Annotated in this window: 13 protein-coding genes; 12 read left to right on the top strand and 1 reads right to left on the bottom strand. The window is 66.4% G+C overall.

The annotated features are described in order from the left end of the window. Nucleotides 1-10 precede the first annotated feature (10 nt). The 9 genes from OG300_RS10725 (at nucleotide 11) to OG300_RS10685 (ending at nucleotide 13,064) form a co-directional block, all read left to right on the top strand. A complete protein-coding gene (locus OG300_RS10725; protein WP_405494682.1) occupies nucleotides 11-268 on the top strand; it encodes a hypothetical protein in 258 nt (85 codons plus the stop codon). 90 nt (nucleotides 269-358) lie between these two features. Then, nucleotides 359-2,089 (top strand): ParB/RepB/Spo0J family partition protein, encoded by a 1,731-nt coding sequence (locus OG300_RS10720; protein WP_405494680.1) that lies wholly within the window; start codon nucleotides 359-361, stop codon nucleotides 2,087-2,089. 60 nt (nucleotides 2,090-2,149) lie between these two features. Next, nucleotides 2,150-2,671, top strand: coding sequence for a single-stranded DNA-binding protein (locus OG300_RS10715; protein ID WP_405494678.1), 522 nt, complete (start codon nucleotides 2,150-2,152; stop codon nucleotides 2,669-2,671). A 397-nt stretch (nucleotides 2,672-3,068) separates the two neighbouring features. Beyond that, nucleotides 3,069-4,046, top strand: a complete 978-nt coding sequence (locus OG300_RS10710; RefSeq protein WP_405494676.1) for a hypothetical protein — start codon at nucleotides 3,069-3,071, stop codon at nucleotides 4,044-4,046. A gap of 401 nt (nucleotides 4,047-4,447) precedes the next feature. Beyond that, entirely contained in the window at nucleotides 4,448-5,884 is a 1,437-nt protein-coding gene (locus OG300_RS10705; protein WP_405494674.1) for a hypothetical protein, read from the top strand. A gap of 86 nt (nucleotides 5,885-5,970) precedes the next feature. Beyond that, nucleotides 5,971-6,231 carry a hypothetical protein gene (locus OG300_RS10700; protein WP_405494673.1) on the top strand — a complete coding sequence of 87 codons (261 nt, stop codon included), beginning with the start codon at nucleotides 5,971-5,973 and terminating at the stop codon, nucleotides 6,229-6,231. A 93-nt stretch (nucleotides 6,232-6,324) separates the two neighbouring features. After that, complete coding sequence (locus tag OG300_RS10695; protein WP_405494671.1) at nucleotides 6,325-6,498, top strand: hypothetical protein; 174 nt, start codon at nucleotides 6,325-6,327, stop codon at nucleotides 6,496-6,498. Nucleotides 6,499-6,839: 341 nt separating this feature from the next. Beyond that, the gene (mobF, locus tag OG300_RS10690) at nucleotides 6,840-12,473 is read left to right on the top strand and encodes a MobF family relaxase (RefSeq protein ID WP_405494669.1); all 5,634 of its coding nucleotides are present in this window, start codon (nucleotides 6,840-6,842) and stop codon (nucleotides 12,471-12,473) included. 366 nt (nucleotides 12,474-12,839) lie between these two features. Further along, entirely contained in the window at nucleotides 12,840-13,064 is a 225-nt protein-coding gene (locus OG300_RS10685; protein WP_405494667.1) for a hypothetical protein, read from the top strand. Between the two features lie 500 nt (nucleotides 13,065-13,564). Here OG300_RS10685 and OG300_RS10680 read toward each other — a convergent pair whose 3' ends face one another. Continuing rightward, nucleotides 13,565-13,735 (bottom strand): hypothetical protein, encoded by a 171-nt coding sequence (locus OG300_RS10680; RefSeq protein ID WP_405494665.1) that lies wholly within the window; start codon nucleotides 13,733-13,735, stop codon nucleotides 13,565-13,567. A 189-nt stretch (nucleotides 13,736-13,924) separates the two neighbouring features. Here OG300_RS10680 and OG300_RS10675 point away from each other — a divergent pair, with 189 nt between their 5' ends. From OG300_RS10675 to OG300_RS10665, 3 genes are read left to right on the top strand one after another with little or no spacing between them, the layout of a single operon-like run. Continuing rightward, nucleotides 13,925-15,610, top strand: coding sequence for an AMP-binding protein (locus OG300_RS10675; RefSeq protein WP_405494663.1), 1,686 nt, complete (start codon nucleotides 13,925-13,927; stop codon nucleotides 15,608-15,610). A gap of 23 nt (nucleotides 15,611-15,633) precedes the next feature. Beyond that, on the top strand, nucleotides 15,634-16,212 hold the full coding sequence (locus OG300_RS10670; protein ID WP_355131618.1) for a nuclear transport factor 2 family protein: 579 nt from the start codon (nucleotides 15,634-15,636) through the stop codon (nucleotides 16,210-16,212). A gap of 5 nt (nucleotides 16,213-16,217) precedes the next feature. After that, nucleotides 16,218-17,465 (top strand): zinc-binding dehydrogenase, encoded by a 1,248-nt coding sequence (locus OG300_RS10665; RefSeq protein WP_405494660.1) that lies wholly within the window; start codon nucleotides 16,218-16,220, stop codon nucleotides 17,463-17,465. Nucleotides 17,466-17,471: the final 6 nt, after the last annotated feature.

Below are 17,471 nucleotides of genomic sequence, written 5' to 3'. Positions count from 1 at the left end.
GAGGTTGTTCATGTCCGTCAAATCTTTCGCCGTCGTGAAATCCGCTGCTGTCGCATCGATCTCGCGCAGTGAGTACGACCAGTTGGTTCATCGCGGCCGCGCCGGGGCCGTGCCGGCGATCGAGTCCACCCCCGTCCTGGATCACTGGCGCGACGCCCATCCGGATTGGCGCGGTCGGCATTGGCGCTTCGTCGCCGACGACCACGACGTCCTTCGGCTACACCCGGTCAATGTCGCTCGCGCCGAACGACGCCCGCTCGCCGCCTGACCCACACCGCCCGCTCACCCGTCTGGGGCCACCACTCAATGCGACCGCGTCGAGTGGTGGCCCCAGTCCCCTGTCAAGGAGGTCTGTCTCGTGGAATCCGTTGCCCTTGCCCCTGATACATCCGTTCTCGAAGAACACGACCGCGCCGCGGAGGTCACCGATTCCGCTGCCTCCGATCCGTCCGGCGAGCCGGATCCGGCTTCCGATGCGCAGCCGCTTCCGCATGTGGAGGCGTTGTGGCTGGATCCAGCGGAGTTGGTAATCGCGGAAAACGTCCGCAAAACCTTCGATCTCACCGAGCATCCCGACGTCGTCGCTTCGATCACAGAGTTCGGTGTCGATGTCCCGATCATCGCCGAACGCCAGCCCGACGGCAGTCTGCACGTCACCGAAGGCCAACTGCGCACGCTGATCGCCCTCGACCTCAAGCTCACGACGGTCCCGGTCTGGGTCCGCGACGCCGACCCCGATCTGCCGGAGAACGAACGCCGCATCCGTACGACGCTGATGCAGATGAACGTCAACGACCGGCGCGTGGCGATGGTCGAAGCCGACCGCGCCGACGGCATCGCATTGATGCTCGATCTCGGTGCGTCGGTCACCCGCGTCGCGAAAGGGCTACAGCGCAAGCGATCCCAGATCAAACACGCTGCGACGATCGCGGGCTCAGCGACCGCGCGCGGTCTGGTCGATGAGGGAACTTACAGTCTCGATCAGCTCGCGGTGATCGCCGACTACGAAACCCTCGGAGACACCGACGCGGTCGAACGACTGCTGCGGGTAGCACGGTCGAGCTTCTCCTACACCGCCAACCAGATCGCCGCGGACCGCGACGAGACCCGCGCCCGGATGGAGGCTGCCGTGTTCTGCGCGGCCCTCGGATTCGGGATACTGACCGGCGAACCCGACACCGGCTCCCCGGACTCGACGCTGTTTCCCCCGGAGTTGCTCAAGACCGCCGACTCCGCGCCGGTCAGCGAAGAGGTGATCCGCGCGCAGGCGCACCGGTGGCTGGTCTACCTCGACGTCGAGGAGAACGGGCAACTCGTCGATGTCCAGAGCGGTGAACTCGTCGACCCCGATCAGGTTGACTGGGACACCCCGGGCCGCAGCGAATCCCAGCCCGCCGACGGCTTGCGTCATGTCGACTCGGTGGACTACCGCGACCGCTGGATTCCCCGCTACTTCCTTCCCGCGGATCAGTTGGCCGACTCCGGTCTGAAGCTGCGCCCACTCGCCGTCGATGCGGAAGTGGGCAGTGATCGCGCCGAGGCGCTGCGTCTCGACGCCCTTCAGGCCGCTGCCGAGCGCGAGACCGCCCGGCTCGAACGACGGCGGGTGCGTGAGCTCAACAAGCGCGGGCTCGCCGCCAAGGAACGACGGACCGAATTCCTGACCCGGTTGTTGTCCCGGCGAACTCCGCCTGCGCAGGCCGGGCAGTTCGTCGCCGAATCGCTGGCGCGGGAATCGGATCTGTTGGGGTCATTCCATGCGCCGAAGGCTGCGCGGGATCTGCTGGGGGTGTCCGGGTTCACCGACGAGTTGGTGTCCTCGATTCAGTCCGCGACCGCGAGCCGGGCGTGGGTGATCGTGTTGGCAATGGTGTTGGGAGCGTTCGAATCCCGTGCGGGCAAGGACTCGTGGCGCTACAACGACCGTGGCTTGCAGCGGTATCTGAAGTTTCTGGCCGTCGTCGGTGAGCAGTTGGAGTTCGAACTCGTCGATGTCGAGCAGGCCGCCGCCGGGCTCATCGACTACCGCGACATCGACATCGACGCCGACCCCGGCTTGACCGTTGCCGTCACAGCTGCGGCCGCCTGATCCACGGCGCACTCCGGCGCGTCTAGATACCGATCTATTCTCGAGGAAAGGAGCCGAGCGATGACTCAGGACCTGCTTACCATCAAGGGGAATCTGACCGGCGACCCCGAAATCCGATTCACACCGGCCGGTGCCGCGGTCACCAATTTCACTGTCGCGGCCACGCCACGCTACTTCGATCCCCAGTCCAAGGAATGGCGCGACGGTGACCCGCTGTTTCTGCGCTGCAATATCTGGCGGCAAGCAGCGGAGAACGTTGCCGAAACGCTCACTCGCGGTGCCCGAGTCATCGTCTCGGGCAAGTTGAAGCAGCGCAGCTTCGTCACCCGCGAAGGTGAGAAGCGCACCGTGGTGGAGCTCGACGTCGACGAGGTCGGCCCCTCGCTCAAATACGCCACCGCGAAGGTGACGAAGAACCAGACCGCCAACAGCACCGGACCCGCACCACGCGCGGCGACCGGGAACGGGTTCGGCCAGCCCAATCACGATCCCGAGTCTTTCGCCCGCGACGAGGATCTATGGCGCACACCGGCACTTGCGGTGGTTGGAGGAACTGGCTTCACTGACGAACCCGCCTTCTGAATCCCTCCCCTCTGGCTGCCTACGTCTACCAGTCAGAGGGTGGGACGAATGTCCTGCTGGTCCGCTCGATCCATCTCGAGAGCAACCGGCACAGACCACGCCCGCCCGAAGCGGCCGCCGAGACCACCAAGATCCCTGTTCGAAGGACACAATCATCTTGTCCCACACCAGCAGTGCGGTTGAAACCTGTCCCCGATGTCATTCCGCTCCCGCTGACACCCCGACGAAGCGTCGTCCTGATCTGCTCTGTCGAGAATGTGCATCTCTGCCGCGCTGCGGCGCGTGCGGTGAGCGCGCCCCCTACGATCGCAACAAAGGTCGTGAATTGATCTGCGGCCCATGCGCACAGATGACGAGGCAGTGCGAGCGATGCCACAGCGAGGGCCCCCACTTCCAGATGACGCGGACGAGCGACGGCGGCTTCGCCTGTGACGAGTGCGCGCGCGACCACTACGAGACTTGTTTCAACTGCTTCCGTGGTGCGCTGTCCCTGCACGACACCGCGGATCTGATTCGTGTGTGCTCGGACTGTCGGCAGCGCTACCACAAGTGCGGCGACTGCTCGCAACTGATCGAGCGCTTCCGGACAGTGTGCCGCGACTGCCGCGACCGCCGACGCGATGACCGCGTCCAGTACTGCTCCTACACACCCCCACCGGCTTTCCACGGCGACGGCGACATGTATCTCGGGTTGGAACTCGCGGTGGAAACCGGCCCGTCGAAGTTGAATCGCTGCGTCGACCTCGCCGTCGAGCATCTCGGCGACCTCGGGTATCTGCGAGAGAACTGGTCGAGCACAGACGAGGACTACGGCTTCCAACTGGTCACCCACCCCATGACCTACTCGTGGGCGATCGCGAACTTCCCCTGGACCGTGCTGGCGGAACTGCGCGAGAACGGGGCGTTCATCAAGCCCGACGCCGGTATCGGAGTGCGCGTGTCCCGCTCCGGATTCACCGACCCGCAACACTTCTATCGGTGGTTGAAGTTCGTCTACCGCAACGAGTTCCGGGCCGCCCAGCGCGCCCGGCGCACCTGCACGTGGACACAATTCGACGCCGATGCCAGCGAGAAGACGGACAACGAGAACCACACGACAAGCGCACGGTTGACACGCCTGTTGTCCGATCCAATCATCAGCTATCCCGCCCACGTCTACGAAATCCGCATCCCCCTCAGTTCCCTTCACCCCCAACAGGTTCAGACCGTGCTCGCGTTCGTGGCCGCGTCGGTCGACTACAACAGCGAGCTGAACACCGCCGAAATGGTTCGACGGTCCGGCAGGACCTGGGCGGGCTTCCTCACCTGGGTACGCTCCCACCGGCTCTACGCACCGCTGCTGGCAGACATACAGACTCTCGGGTTCACATCCTGAGCACCCCAGCACACGCCCGGAGCCGTCATCAGCCCCGCCGGATGAGCCGGGCGCTCCGGACCGCCTGATCGGCCGGTACGGGGATGAGGGTGCGATGTCCGTCTGGTCGGGGCGACCAGCCATCTCGAGGGCTACCGGTTCCGGGTACGCCGCGCCACACAGCCCGCGCCCGGCGTAACCGACTTCCCGTGCGCACCGTCCTCTTCGCCAACACCCGAGACGTTGTTGAGCGCACGGGAAGTCACTTCCGCACGCCCGGCGCGTTCTGCGCCTGCGCGTCGCCCCCGGCCCCGGTCTCACGCCCTCGGCTGGTCGCCCCGACCAGCCGGCCATCACGGCTGCCGAGGTTGCTCACGCGCCGTGGTCGCCACTCGAATCACTGTCCAGACAGGAACCTACTCGTGACCGAATCCAGCGCATTCCTCGACGCCATCGCCGAAATTGACATCACATTCACCACCGACCGCCGCGCCGCCCGTAAAGCCTTCCCCGCTGCCCTGGCACTGGCGACCCCGGAAGATCGTGAATTCCTCGACCGGCTCGCCGACACCTTCACTCTTCATCCGTTCGCCAGCGCCATGAAGCGCCTCGAGGCGCAGTACGCGGCCGAGCCCGACAACCAGCACCGCCTGGTGGCGTTGGTGCCCGACACCGACCCCGCGCTGTTCATTCGCGACCGCGCCGATCGGCTCGCCGAGATGCAGGCCCGCGCCGCCCGCAACAACACCAGCGTCGAAGACGAATACTCCGCCACCCACGCCGGGTTGCCGACCGCCGAGCTTCCGCGCACTCCGATGCGCCAGTGGCGCAACCCGCCCGCACGCACCTACCTGGCACCGAGTCGCACCACAGAGAAGTCGCGCGGCACCGCCGAGCAGATCAAATACCGCATCGCCCGCCGCGCCAAGCGCCGCCCCGTCGACGTCGAGCCCGACGTCGTCACCCGCTACGTCGCCGAGAACCTCTACACCGACACCGTCGATGCCGAACTCGCCGACGCCCGCGCCGCGGAAACCCGCGCCCGCGAACGCGGCCTGCTCGCCGCGCCGCAATCCGGTTCGTGGACACCGCGATTCCCCGGCGAGAAGCCCCCACTGGATTCCGAGGAAGCCCGCGCGCTGTGGAACCACCTCTACGTCGGCTATGTCGCCGAACAGCATCAGCAGGCCGTGGCGCTTTCAGGGAAGTCAGCGGTCAGCGACGACCGCGCTCTCGCGAATGCCGCCACCCGCACCGCCCTGCACGGCTACAGCGACCGGCGCACCGCAATCCCGTTCCAGGGCAACGGCCTCGACTACGACCACGAAGCCATGAACCCGGTGCGCGGGTGGCGGTGCGTGTCCTGCTTCATCGAACGCGCCGACACCGACCAACACCTCACCCACACCCACACCGGCGGACTCCACAGCGACGACGGACTCTGCGACCTGTGCCGCGCCGACGATCGCCCCGGTTTGCCGCCGCTGCCTGCCGGATTCACCGCGCGTGACCTCGCCCGCACCTACATGCGGTTCTTCGCCGACACCTACCCCGCTGCCGCGCGGGGCCTGCTCGCCGAGGTCCGCGGACGCGCACCGCAATGGCTGATCGCGCTGATCGACGAATTCCTCGCTACCGCACACCTTCCCGGCGCGACACCCGAGCCCGATCCGCAACCTCCGCTGGCTCCGGCCCAGCGGCAGCCGCGTCGACGCGGCCCCGTCCTGGGTGCCGGGCAGCGCACCGGACGTTGCGACGCCTGCACCCGGATCACCGCCGTCAACACCGACAACCTGTGCACCCCCTGTCTGGTCTGGATCGGGCTCGACACACCCGCGACCCCTCGCCACGCCGCCTGACCCACGACACCGGCCCGCGCACCCGAACGGAGGTGCGGGCCGGTGTCCTTACTGACCCGACATCCGCGATCGACGAAAGAGTCTGTGTGAGCGAGCACCCCGACCGCAGTGACCATCCCGCCCCCGACCCCCTCTCCATCTACGTGGTCCGCGTGGCCTGCCGCGACTGTGGCGGTATACAGGACTTTCCTGTGGATCTCGCCGCGTTCATCGGCTGGGCCGCCCGCCGGATTCCCGTGCAGGACACGTTCGCTCACCTGTCCGCGCCCGACCGCGAATACATCCGGTCACGGATCTGCCCGGCCTGCTGGACCAAACAGTTCGGCACCCATCCACATCACGCCTGACACGGCATCACATTCCCCGGTCCGCCGCGGCGACCGCTCCTGCGGCGGACCGGCCTCCACCCCGCACCACCCACATCCACGAAGGAGCTGCCCATGCCCCCTGCATCCGAGATGCTGCGGTACACGATCATCTATCTCCTCTACATCCTCCTGTTCGCCGCGTTCTACTGCGCCGTCTACCTGCTCATTCATGTGCTGCCCGTCGACCTGAACCCTCCGATCCAGGTCACCTGTCCGCCTAGCAGTCCTATTCCTCGTGCGACGTAACAGGCTGTCCGCCTCCAGGTTCGGTATCGGCAGGTCAGCAGTCCACTCTGCTTACCTGCCGAACCCCTACCCTCTCTCCTCCCCATCTCACCCACATCCCTCACAGCACCACCCCCACACCATCTCAATCACACTTCCTCACCTAATGTTTACTTCTTCTCCCACACCCCAATCCCCCCTTCTTCCTCCTATTCGCGCCATTCAAACCTCTTGCATAGAGGGAACAATTCAGTAACGACCAGCGGAAACACGGAATCTGATAATTTCCTTATCACTCGAGGCACTAGAAGAGCTCACCGCAACAGGGTTTCGATGGATGTGTGACAGCGACGCTCCATAAAGTGTTGGCCGGCAACGGCTACCTGTATTACCTACGCCACGTCGCGGCCGACGACGCCACCGACCGCGGCCCCGGGTCGCTCGCGGACTACTACTCCGCGCGCGGTGAATCACCGGGCCGCTGGCACGGCAAAGGTTTGGCCGCACTGGGACTGACGCCGGGACAACAGGTCACCGAAGCCCAGATGAAAGCCCTGTTCGGCGAAGGGAGACACCCGGAAGCCGATCTCATTCAAGATCGAATCATCGATGCCGAGATCAGCAAAGGCGCCAAACCCAAAGACGCCCAGCGTGCCGCGGACCGCGCCACCCGGCTCGGCAACCTCTACCGCGTCTACGACCACCACAACGAGTTCCGATCGCACTGCGCCGAGGCGTTCGCCGAACACAATGTGGCACACGGTGTTCACCGCTCCACAGCGATCCCCGACGACATCCGCGCCCGGATCCGCACCCGCGTGGCCACCCGCATGTTCACCGAAGCCATCGGACGCGCACCACTCGATACACGGGAACTGTCCGGGTGGGTGGCCCGCAACTCACGCCCCACATCAGCCGCAGTCGCCGGGTTCGATATCACCTTGAGCCCGGTCAAGAGCGTGTCCGCACTACGCGCGATCGCACCCCTGCCGGTCGCCGAGAAAATCGCCAAGGCCGATGATTCGGCGGTCGATGACGCGATCGGATGGCTCGAAACCCACGGGATATTCACCCGGTTGGGGCGCAACGGGGTCCGGCAGGTGGACGTGGAAGGGATTGTCGCAGCGCGCTTCTCGCACCGTGAATCACGGTGTGGTGACCCCGATTTCCACACACACGTGTTGATCGCCAACCGGGTGCGCACCCTGGATGGGCAGTGGCGCACCCTGGACGCGGCGGTCATCTACCGGTTGATGGTCACCGTCAGTGAAATCTACAACTCGCGTCTGGAACACCATCTGGAAGCCGAGCTGGGGTTGTCGTTCACCGAACGCCCCGGCACCGACCCGGCCAAGCGTCCGATCCGCGAAATCGTCGGCATGCCACTGGCGTTGATCGAGTTCTGGTCACAGCGCGATGCCGCGATCACCGCCCGCATCGGGCAGCTCACGGCCCAGTTTCAGCGCGAGGTCGGACGCGAACCGATCGCCAAGGAGGTGTTCGCCCTCATGCAGCGCGCAACCCTCGAGACCCGCCCTGCCAAGCACCGATCCCGCTCCTGGGCGCAACAACGCGCGGACTGGCGCGCACAGGCGGAATCAGTTCTGGGCGGGCGAGAAGCATTGGCGCGCCGTGTCTCCGCGATCCTGTCGCATCGACCGGCGTCGCGCACTCGATTCACTGTCGACGATGTCGCGCGTACCGCGCGAGAGCTGCTGGCCACGGTGTCGGCCCAGCGACCGACCTGGCAGTGGCACCATGTGCGCGCCGAAGCCGAACGGGCACTGCGCGGGCGGGTCGGTCGTGACGACTGGGCCGACACCGTCGACAAGGTCGTGGCCGAGGCGCTCTCACCGACGCAAGCGGTCGCTCGCGGTGACCCCGATCTGGCGGCCGAACCCGTGCTGCGGGAAACCCCGCCGATGTATCAACGCCTCGGGGGTGCCAGCGTCTACACCAGTGCCGCAGCCACTCCTTTCACGTCCGTCCATCGTTTGGATGTGACCGAGCGCCTGATCGAACTGTCCCTGCAGCTCGGTGCCCGCACACTGCCCGAACATGTTGTCACCGAAGCGATCCGCGCCTACCACACCGACCCCGCCAACCTCGGCCGCCAACTCAACGCCGGACAGATCTCGGTGATCACGGAGTTCGCGCGCTCGCCCTGGCACATCGCCACCACGAACGCACCGGCCGGCGCGGGCAAAACCACCGCGATGCGTGTGCTCGCCGACGCCTGGCGCAGCGGCGGTGGCACCGTCCTGGGATTGGCACCGACCGCCGCTGCGGCCGCGGTACTCGGTGAAGCGACCAGCGCCCGCGTCGAAACCGTCGACAAACTGCTCACCACGGTCGCCAGCCACTCCCCCGCCGCCGTCGCCGCTGCTGACCAGGACCGGCCGTTTCCGGCGTCGCTGCCGCAGTGGGTCCTCGACATCGACTCGCGCACTGTGGTGATCGTCGATGAGCATGTACGCCTCGGCGATAACAAACGCCTGCAGCTGTTCGAATTCCTCCTCGCGCGCGGGGCGAGCGTGCGGTGCGTGGGCGATGATCACCAGCTCTCTCCGATCGAGGCGGGCGGGGCGGCGGCCGATACCGCCGATGCCGCACGCGCCTCGACCCTGACTCATGTCGTCCGGTTCGCCTCGACCGCGGAAGCCTCGGCAAGTCTCCTTGTCCGCGAGGGTGATCCGTGCGCACTCGGCTACTACCTCGATCACCAGCGCGTGCACTCCGGGGCTCCTGCCGCGGTCCGTGAGCAGGGCTACGCCGGGTGGATCGCCGACCACCTGCGCGGCCGCGACACCGTGATGCTCGCCGCCACCCACGAGATCGTCACCCAGCTGAACGATCAAGCTCGCGCCGACCGTCTCGCGCGCGCAGACACACCCGCCTCCCTCGAAACAGCCTTGACTGACGGGCTTTTCGCGTCCGTCTGCGACCTCGTCTGTACCCGCCACAACAACCCCCGCCTGCGCTTGGGCGAGCGGGACTGGGTCCGCAACGGCTACCGCTGGACCGTCACCGACATCCACCCCGACGGCAGCATGACCGTCACCCATCTGCGTCCGGGCGGTCACCAGGGTCACAGCACGGTGTTGCCCGCTTCCTATGTGCGCGAGCATGTACGGCTCGGCTACGCGGTAACCATCGACTCCGCGCAAGGCATCACCGCCGACACCTGCCACGTCGTCCTAGCAGGATTCGAATCCCGCAACCAGCTCTACGTCGCCCTGACCCGCGGCGCCCTGGAAAACCATGTGTATGTCCCGACCGCGATCGACGGCAGTGAAGCCTCGTTCTGGACCGAACCGGGCATGTTTCCCCGCACCGCCACCGAAGTGCTGCAACGCATCCTGGCCCGCGACGGCACCGGCAAATCCGCGCACACCGAACTCCGCGACGCCCTGAACCCGCACAACCGCCTCGGCCGGGCCATCGACACCTACCTCGACGCACTCGGCGTCGCCAGCGAACACACCCTCGGCGCCGAAGGCCTCGCTAGCCTCGACACGCTCGCCGAACAGCTACACCCCGGGCTCCCCGACGCACCCGCCTACCCGGTTCTGCGCCAGCACCTGGCGATCCTCGCACTGTCCGGCGACGACCCACGCCAAGCATTGACCGCGGCGATCGCAGCCCGCGAACTCGACACCGCCGATGATCCCGCCGCAGTGCTGGACTGGCGCTTGAACGCCGGGCAATCGCGCTTCTCTGATCCCGGTCCGCTGCCGTGGTTGCGGGGACTGCCGCGCCAGCTTCCCGACACACTCGCCAGCGAACACTTGCGCGCTCGTGCCCGCCTGATCACCGCTCTCGCCGACCAGATCCGCACCGACACGCAGGCGTGGACAACCTCGACGGCGCCGATCTGGGCGCGACCGGTCCTGGGCAGTCCCGGATTGGTCTCCGATTTGGCCGTGTGGCGGGCCGGGCACCACACACCCGACACCGATATACGCCCTACCGGCCCAGCAGGTCTCACCGCCGGTGAACGTGACCATCAACAGCTCTTGAACGCCCGCGTCACCGACACCCTCGGCGACCTGCACACCGCCCTGAATACGTGGTCGCCACTGATCAAACAACTCGAGGCCCGAGTCCTCGACGATCCGTGGTGGCCTGTGCTGGCCGACAAACTCGACACCGCCGCCCGCGCCGGACTCGACGTCGAAACCCTCCTCACCGCCGCCGCGACCCAACGTCCTCTGCCCGACGACATGCCCGCCGCCGCCCTCTGGTTCCGGCTCGGACTCGACCCCTCGGCACTCTCGCCCCAAGCCGGCGGCCCCAATCTTCAGCCCGAGTGGACTCCTCACCTGCACCAGTTGCTCGGCGACCACACCGCACAACAGGTCCTCACCGACCCGGCATGGCCTCGCATCGTGGCCGCCGTCGACCACGGCACCGCGACCGGCTGGACACCCGCGAACCTGCTCGACACCGCACACGAGCTCCTCATCGCAGCCCACACCGACAACGCCAGCCAGCCTCGGCCCGACCAATTCGCCACCGCGCTCGCCTGGCGCATCGAAGCGCTCTTACACCCCAACATCCCCGAACACCGACCCGACCCCACCCGCACCGAAACCGAAAGCCCGTATTCCGCAGCAACTCTGGACACAACCATGACCGAACCAGCCCACGATCGGACCGCCGCAACAACACCGCACAACACCAACCGGCCATCGCGAACCGACCCCGAATCCTCGACCGACACCAGCACCGATACCGATGAACCCCTGCCGGAATCGCTGCGCACCATCGCAGAGTTAGTGCGCACCGGACGCCTCCAGGACGCAAGGACAGCCATCAGAGCCGTGACACGCGAGGTATCCGACGAACAGATCCAAACCCTCGATCTCATCGCGACCACCCTCTACCGCAACAGCTTCCCTGTCGCCGCCGCCCGACTACGGTGGGCGGCCCACCAATTCCCGCAGCATCGCGCGCTCATCGACGCCGCCACACCCCTCAGCGACCCGCACGTCTACCAGCCTGAGACGTCCCCTCCAACACCGAGCCGGGACGAACTCCGAAACCGTGCCGCACGCGACAACGACACTCGCCTCGACCCTCAACCCCGACGCCCCGCAGCAAGCCCTGCGGCGGCACACGCTGCGCGCGCAGCACAGGAGTACCTCGATTCCCGCGCTGATGTCGACGACGCACCCCGTCACATGCCGGTGCCCGAGGGAGCACCGCATCCCTATTACCAAGGCCGTCCTCAAAGGACGAATGCTGACGGCTATCCACTCGACTACGACCTCGCCGCTATCCCCGACAGCCGCGGCTTCTGCTGCGCGCACTGCAGCATCGAACGCGCCGTCGCCGACGCCCTCCCGAGAAGACCCCGCCGCAGCGACGACGGACTCTGTGCAGACTGCCGCGACAACAACATCGACGGCATCCCCGACCACGACCCCATCGACCACATTCGCGCACGGTGCGCGCACATCACCGACACCTACCCGGTCCCCGCTGCGTTGACGATGCTGCGCCGGGATTGGCGCAACGCACGCTCCCCGCACGCCCGCGACGCGATCGCGGCTTGGGTCACCGAGCACCCTGTCCTCGACACAAGCACGCACTCAACCAATGACGACCAGGTGCCGCGCCCTGCGGACGTGGATACCTGGGGTCCGTTGAGAGCGCTGACCGAGGACCAGATCGCGCAGCAGATCCTGGATATCGAGCGGCGTCTCGCGCTCGCCGACAACGAAGCCATCCTGTACGGGCCGGCACCGAATACATTCGACGCCACCGGTATCTCCGATACCGCTGACGCCGCCGACACCACCTGGCTACGCGAGGAACTGACAGAACTGCACAACGAACAACTCCGGCGCACACACCTCACACCCGCTCAAGCCGCTGCCGAAGACACCTCTCGCGCCAACTACCTCGACGCGCTCGAACCAGAACCAGTCGACTTCGACGCCGCCACCCAGAACCGCCTGCCTCTGCAGAGCGACATGTCCCCCGAGTTGTGAACTCAGATCACCACCTGTCCACGCCGGTAACGCATGCATGTTTTTCCTGTCACCCTGACCTGTGCATTCGGCGCCGTAGGTCAAATCTGCCGCCTCCCGAATAACCAGCGCAGCAGTAGGATCGGTCCGCGAACACCGAACTACCGCAACCGGAAGGGCACGCGGGTCGTGAACGACGCCGACCGAAGGGCCGATGCCGTCGCTCGGCGTGGGCGGCCCTCGGAGAAGATCATCCTGGAATGGATCCGAGCAGCGGATCAGACCCTAGAGCTCTGCGCGCCGCCGACACCGCGTTGGTGGAGGCCCACCACTTCCCCTGTCGTACGCCCGGCCAGACGGCATGGCACGTTCGTCACCGTACGCGTGGTGTCCGAAGTTCTGGCCGCGTGCCAAATCCCCACTGCCGCAGCTGTATCGGCGTCCGATGCCGCGATCACTGCGCTCGCCGACGCACTCGGGTCGCACACCATCGCCCGGCACAGCAGCCCTCCACCAGATACCCACGCCATCGATCCTCGGACACTCGGGCACATCGCGTGCGCCACCATCACCGATCACACCAGAATTCTGGTCGGGTCGATGTGGGGTTAGCGGCCTTGCTGGATGCGTTCCCCCCGACCCCGGCTTCCCTGCGGCCAGCGCTCGTCACAGCGACCGCCGCCGCGCATGCGCTGGAAGAGATCTACACCGACCTGCGACAACAGGTGCGCGGCAACCACCCCTTCGGTTAACTCGCTTTCAACGACCACACCCGGTGACTGACTTCCCGGGATGAACCACCGGTGACGGCCGGCGAACTCATGCGCGGACAGCTCTTTCCGCGGGCTCGCGGTTTTCGGGCATTTCTGGGGGATGGCGTTAGAGCTCCTCGTGGGAGATCGCGGCCACCTCGACACTCGAATGGTCTTCCTCGGTGCCGCAGTGCCCTCATTTGCTGACGACGCATCGCACGAGCACGACATTGATGACGTCAACGACAACTTCCCGAACTGGTAGTGCCCGCCGAGTCTTCGCGTCGCCGACGAGTGACGACACTCTCATCGGCCCGCACCAACGGAGACCGCCGACAAGTACGAACGACATCAACTCATTCAACCAGCAACTGATGAGACCGTCTTGGACGCGATACGCGCCACCGGCCGCCGCAAACTCGTATCCGCCGCACCTTCGAGGCGATTCGCCGCCGACTGCCCGAGGCGGCCGTCATCGCGGCCGTTCACGACCGCCACCACGCCCATCTGCCGAATTACGGCGTCCAGCACCTGCGCCTCGACCAGGCGGGCGCAACCGGAAATCCCGCAGTCTCGCAAGGGCCGCGCACGGAGGCAATGGGTTCGAGCACAGAGTTTCGCTGACCGGGATCGCAGTGCTCGTCGCGCTGGTCGCTGTCTATGGTTCTGAATATCGCTGCACGGCGTAGCGATATTCAGAACTCCAGGCGGAGGGACTCGATGACGAGGGCCGTGAATGCCGATTCGACGGCGACGCAATACGCGGATATCGCGCACCTGCTGATCGACCGGCTCGGGGATCAGCACCCCGGACTCCGCACCCGCCAACAGGATTGGACCTGGGACGGCGTAGTGCGGGAGTCGGCGGCACGAGCCGCCCTGGCGCTCGCGATGCGGCGTCCGGGGCCGTTCCATATCGGCGTCCTGCTCGACAATGTCCCCGATTTCATTTTCTGGCTGGGCGGCGCCGCGCTCTCGGGTGCGACCATCGCCGGAATCAACCCGACCCGGAGCGCGGACGAGCTCGCGGCGGAGATCCACTATGTGGACTGCCAGCTCATCGTCACCGATACCGCAGGGATGACCCGGCTGCGGGCGCTGGATCTGGGGCTCGACGCCGATCGGTTCCTCCTTGTCGATGATCCCGGCTACGCGGCCCTGCTCGATGCGCACCGCGCCGAGCCCGCCATCGCCCCCGGCGTCGGCGAAGACGATCTGTTCCTGCTGCTGTTCACCTCCGGGACGACCGGCGCCTCCAAGGCCGTCAAATGCAGTCAGGGCCGGCTGGCCTGGACGGCCTATGCCGCGAGCGCCAAATTCGGTCACCATCGCGGCGATGTCGACTACTGCTGTATGCCGCTTTTCCACGGCAATGCCATCATGGCGCTCTGGGCCCCGGCTCTTGTGAACGGTGCGACCGTCTGCCTGACGCCGAAGTTCTCGGCGAGCGGATTCCTGCCGGACGTACGGTATTTCGGCGCGACCTTCTTCACCTATGTCGGCAAGGCCCTCGGCTACCTGATGGCCACACCGGAGTTGACCGGCGACGGTGACAACACCCTCGAGCGCGCCTTCGGCACCGAGGCCTCGCCGGAGGATCAGGTGGAATTCGTGCGCCGATTCGGTGCGCAGCTGTTCGAGGGCTATGGGTCCAGCGAGGGCGCCGGTGCGGTGGAATTGGCGCCGGACACCCCCGCCGGCGCGCTCGGGCGTCCCGCGCACGCGGGCATCGCGATCATCGATCCGGAGACGCTGCGCGAATGCGAGCGGGCCCGGCTCGATGAGTACGGCCGGGTGCGCAATCCCGACGAGGCCATCGGCGAGGTCGTCAACAAGGCCGGCGTGCGCGCCTTCGAGGGCTACTACAAGAACGACCACGCCGATGCCGATCGCATTCGCCACGGTTGGTACTGGACCGGGGATCTCGGATACGTCGACACCGCCGGATTCATCTACTTCGCAGGGCGCCAGGGTGATTGGATTCGCGTCGACGGCGAGAACACCTCTGCGCTGGTCATCGAGCGCGTGCTGCGCCGCCACCCCGAAGTGATCGCCGCGGGCGTGTACGCGGTACCGGACCCGCGCTCCGGCGATCAGGTCATGGCCGCCCTCGAGGTGGCCGATCCGGCGACCTTCGATATCGCGGCCTTCACCGCCTTCCTGAGCGCGCGGCCCGATCTCGGCAGCAAGGCCACGCCGCGCTTTCTGCGCGTATCCCCGCACCTGCCCATGACCGGCTCCAACAAGGTGCTCAAACGCGAACTCCAGCAGGAACTCTGGCGCACCACCGACACGGTCTACCGCTGGTCCACACGCGGCGAACCCGAATACCACCCCATGAACGCAGCCGAAAAGGCCGCCCTGGAAGCCGAATTCGAGCGATTCGGCCGCAGGCGGCTGCTGTGATCCACCACAGAAGAGAGACAGTCATGCCCGTCATCAACCAGAGCAGCACCTGGGAACTCGTCGAGAAGCGACTCGCGGAGACCACGAACCAGCGCCACCGCACAGTACTGAGCGTCGTACTCGAGCATATGAAGGCCGAGGCCGCCCCCGATATGGATCGCCTCATGGCCACCCTCTCGCCGAACCCGGACTACCACTTCTGGTTCGACGGCCAGGATGTCGGCTCCAAGGGCACCGAGGCCGTGCACGCCTACTACACCGCATTCCTGGAGAGCCGCACCAATATCCTTGCCTTCGAGCTGGATCGGCTCGTCGTGGACGACCACTGCGTGGTGACCGAAGGCTTCCTGAAGCAGATCTACCCCGGTGCGGTCGCGGCCCGGATGGGAATGCCCGTGGACGATGAGAGCGCCGACTACCTCATCGTCTTCCGGCAGCTGCTGCTGTGGCCGGTCGACGAGAACGGCAAACTCCAGGGCGAGGACTCCTACCACTCCGGCCCGGCGAGCATCACCAAACTGGCCTTCGAGGAACTGCCCCAGGCCTATATCGACCTGGTGCACACGGGCGCCGCACCCGAATCCGCGACCAGGGAGGGGTGAGCCGCATGCGCGCCGTCGTGTGCGCCAATGGTGAGCTCAGTGTGCAGACGCTGCCCGCGCTCCAGCCGGGCAGCGGGCAGGTGCTGTTGAACGTCCTGCGATGCGGTATCTGCGGTTCGGACCTGCACGCCCGATCGCACTGCGATGAACTGGCGGATCTGTTCGCCGCCGGCGGCTTCGACGCCATGATGCGCTCGCACCAGAGTGTGGTGATGGGGCACGAATTCTGCGGTGAGATAGTGGAATACGGGCCCGGCACCCGCCGGCGGTGGAAGCCCGGAACGCCGGTCGTGGCAATGCCGATACTGCGGCACGGCCGCGACCCGCACCCCACCGGATTGTCGGCCCACGCCTCCGGCGGTTACGCCGAGCAGGTGCTGGCTCAGGAGTGCATGACCTTCGCGGTGCCGAACGGGCTCTCCGCCGACCACGCGGCGCTGACCGAGCCCATGGCTGTGGCCTGGCACGCCGTGCGCAAGGGCCGGGTCAGCTCGAAGCGTACCGCCTTCGTGATCGGTTGCGGCCCAGTGGGTCTCGCGGTCATTGCTTTGCTGAAAGCGTCCGGGGTGCGCACCGTGATCGCCAGCGATTTCTCCCCGCGCCGCAGAGAACTCGCCACCCGGTGCGGAGCCGATATCGTCGTGGACCCCGCCGTCGAAGGCCCGTGGGACCACGCCCCCGAAAAGGACCGTGCCGCCGACGCGGTCGAAACCCTCAATCTCGGCTTCGACATCATGGAGCGGCTGCGCCGAATCCCCCACCTGCCCTGGTGGTACGCTTTTCGCGCCCTGCACACCTTCGACCTCGGCCCCACCGGTCCGGACGTCTTCGAATGTGTCGGCGCGCCGGGCATTATCGAGCAGATCATCGCCGCCGCCCCGCCCCGGTCTCGGGTGGTGGTCGTCGGCGTCTGCATGGAAACCGATCGGTTCCAGCCGGTCATGGCCATCAACAAGGAAGTCGAGCTGCGCTTCGCTCTCGGCTACGATCCGGGCGAATTCCGCGACGCCCTGCATATGATCGCCGACGGCAAGGTCGATCCCACCCCGCTGATCACCGGAACAGTAGGCCTCGACGGTGTCGGCGGCGCCTTCACAGCACTCGCCTCCCCCGACTACCACGCGAAGATTCTCATCGATCCCACCATCAAGGCTCCGACCCCCGAGGTCACCGGATCGACCAGACGCTGCCCTGATCGGAATCGGTCGACCGTATCGTTCCGCCCGGATCAATGCCCGGGCGGAACGATATGAGCCTCA

This window comes from Nocardia sp. NBC_00511 (assembly GCF_045161165.1).
Classification (GTDB): domain Bacteria; phylum Actinomycetota; class Actinomycetes; order Mycobacteriales; family Mycobacteriaceae; genus Nocardia.
The sequence above is the reverse complement of the archived record's forward strand: the minus strand, read 5'-3'. Positions and strand labels throughout refer to the sequence as shown.

Excerpts from the sequence above, each read along its gene's own strand:
- OG300_RS10725 (WP_405494682.1), top strand. The coding sequence starts at position 11 with ATGTCCGTCAAATCTTTCGCCGTCGTGAAATCCGCTGCTGTCGCATCG.
- OG300_RS10715 (WP_405494678.1), top strand. The coding sequence starts at position 2,150 with ATGACTCAGGACCTGCTTACCATCAAGGGGAATCTGACCGGCGACCCC.
- OG300_RS10665 (WP_405494660.1), top strand. The coding sequence starts at position 16,218 with ATGCGCGCCGTCGTGTGCGCCAATGGTGAGCTCAGTGTGCAGACGCTG.
- OG300_RS10670 (WP_355131618.1), top strand. The coding sequence starts at position 15,634 with ATGCCCGTCATCAACCAGAGCAGCACCTGGGAACTCGTCGAGAAGCGA.
- OG300_RS10710 (WP_405494676.1), top strand. The coding sequence starts at position 3,069 with ATGACGCGGACGAGCGACGGCGGCTTCGCCTGTGACGAGTGCGCGCGC.
- OG300_RS10695 (WP_405494671.1), top strand. The coding sequence starts at position 6,325 with ATGCCCCCTGCATCCGAGATGCTGCGGTACACGATCATCTATCTCCTC.
- OG300_RS10675 (WP_405494663.1), top strand. The coding sequence starts at position 13,925 with ATGACGAGGGCCGTGAATGCCGATTCGACGGCGACGCAATACGCGGAT.